Consider the following 2,437-nt stretch of genomic DNA (forward strand, 5'->3'; position numbering starts at 1 on the left):
CGGCGGCGCCTGGGTGATTAGCCTGTCGGTGCTGATGTCGTTGCTGGCGTTGCTGCCGATTGCTTTCGTGATCGGCGTATCGGTGCAGACTGGCTGGGCGACGCTGGTGACGCTGGTATGGCGCCCACGCGTCGGCGAGTTGCTGATCAACACCGTGCTGCTGGTGGTGCTCACCATTCCCTTGTGCATCGCACTGGGTCTGGCGCTGGCCTGGTTGACGGAACGCACCAACTTGCCGGGGCGGCGCTGGTGGTCGCTGTTGGCGACGGCGCCGCTGGCGGTGCCGGCATTCGTGCACAGCTATGCGTGGGTCAGTCTGGTGCCACCGATTCATGGCCTGTTTGCCGGCGTTCTGGTGTCGGTCATCGCCTATTTCCCGTTTCTTTACCTGCCGATAGCAGCGACTTTGCGCCGGCTCGATCCGGCCATCGAAGATGTCTCCGAGTCGTTGGGGCTCAAGCCCTGGGCAGTGTTCTTTCGCGTGGTGCTGCCGCAGTTGCGCCTGGCCATCTGCGGCGGTGCCTTGCTGGTGGGGCTGCACCTGCTGGCCGAGTACGGTCTGTACGCGATGATTCGCTTCGACACCTTCACCACGGCCATCTTCGATCAGTTCAAGTCCACCTTCAACGGGCCTGCCGCCAATATGCTGGCCGGCGTCCTCGCGCTCTGCTGCCTGGCCATGCTGACGGCCGAGTCGGCTGCTCGCGGCACGGCGCGCTACGCCCGGGTCGGGTCGGGAAGCGCGCGCGAACAAAGGATTGTGCGCTTGAAGTTGCGCACCACCCTGCTCGCGCTGACGCTGCAAGGCATGACCTGTGTGCTGGCACTCGGTGTGCCGTTGATCACCCTTGGCAAGTGGCTGATCGACGGTGGCGCGCAAGTCTGGAACCTGAGCGAACTGCTGCCGGCGCTGGAGCAGACGCTGATGCTCGGGGCCGCCGGCGCGCTAATTACCACATGCGCGGCCATCCCGATCGCCTGGCTGTCGATTCGCTCACCGGGCCCGTTGCAACGTGTGCTGGAAAGCTGCAACTACATTACCAGCGCGTTGCCGGGGATTGTCGTTGCGCTGGCGCTGGTAACGCTGACGATTCATTTTGCCCGGCCGATTTACCAGACCACCATCACGGTGCTGCTGGCGTATTTACTGATGTTTTTGCCCCGCGCCCTGGTGAGTTTGCGCGCAGGCATCGCCCAGGCGCCGGTGGAACTGGAGAACATGGCGCGCAGCCTCGGCCGTTCGCCTGGTCGGGCGTTGTGGCTGATCACTCTGCGCCTGGCCGCACCCGGTGCTGCCGCCGGCGCTGCGCTGGTGTTTCTGGCGGTCAGCAATGAGTTGACCGCCACCCTGCTGCTCGCCCCCAATGGCACGCGCACCCTGGCTACCGGTTTCTGGGCAATGACCAGTGAAATCGACTATGCCGCCGCGGCGCCCTATGCCTTGCTCATGATTCTGCTGTCGCTTCCGTTAACCGGACTTCTTTACCATCAATCCAAACGCACGGCTGGCCGATGAACACTCTTGAACTCCACTCGATCTGCAAGTCCTACGGTTCTCACCGAGCCCTGGAGAACATCAGCCTGTCGGTGCCGACGGGAAGCCGTACGGTGATCGTCGGCCCGTCCGGTTCGGGCAAGACCACCTTGCTGCGAATGATCGCCGGTTTCGAGTTCCCGGACTCGGGCAGCCTTGCGCTCAATGGTCAAATGCTGGTCGACGGCACCCGCGAGGTCCCCGCGCATCAACGCTTGATCGGCTATGTTCCGCAGGATGGTGCGCTGTTCCCGCACATGACCGTAGCCGCCAACATCGGTTTCGGGCTGGCGGCCAAGGGCGTTGCCAAACAGGAACGTGTCGCCGAGTTGATGGACAGCGTGGCACTGGACTCGAGTATGGCCAATCGTTGGCCGCATGAACTCTCCGGCGGCCAGCAACAGCGTGTCGCGCTGGCCCGGGCCCTGGCGCAACAACCACGGCTGATGTTGCTGGACGAGCCGTTTTCGGCACTCGATACCGGTTTGCGCGCCGCCATGCGCAAATTGGTCGCAAGGCTTCTGGCTGACGCCGGTGTCACGACCATTCTGGTGACTCACGATCAAAGTGAAGCGTTGTCATTCGCCGATCAGTTGGCGGTGATGCGTCAGGGCCGGCTAGTGCAATCCGGACATCCGCTGGACCTTTACCGCTATCCCGCCGATGAACAAACCGCCCTGTTTCTCGGGGATGCCGTGGTCATGCCGGCCAGAATCGAAGCGGGTTGGGCTCATTGCGATCTGGGTCGCATACCGGTCAACAACCACAGAAACAACCGATCAGCGCAAATCATGCTGCGCCCCGAGCAACTTCAGCTGATCAGCGCGCCCCACGGCCTGGAGCAACAGGACGGCTGTCGCGGCGTGGTCACCGAATGCGACTTCGGCGGTAATACCTGCACAT

At 63.1% G+C, this 2,437-nt stretch carries 2 protein-coding genes; both read left to right on the top strand.

The features are described from left to right. A partial coding sequence (locus AC1DLB_RS27630) for an ABC transporter permease (protein WP_477786059.1) occupies positions 1–1,516 on the top strand: 1,516 nt, incomplete at its 5' end. Continuing rightward, on the top strand, positions 1,513–2,437 hold a 925-nt coding region (locus AC1DLB_RS27635; RefSeq protein ID WP_477786060.1), incomplete at its 3' end, for an ABC transporter ATP-binding protein. The genes AC1DLB_RS27630 and AC1DLB_RS27635, both read left to right, overlap by 4 nt.

Source organism: Pseudomonas sp. 05N434 (assembly GCF_056396965.1).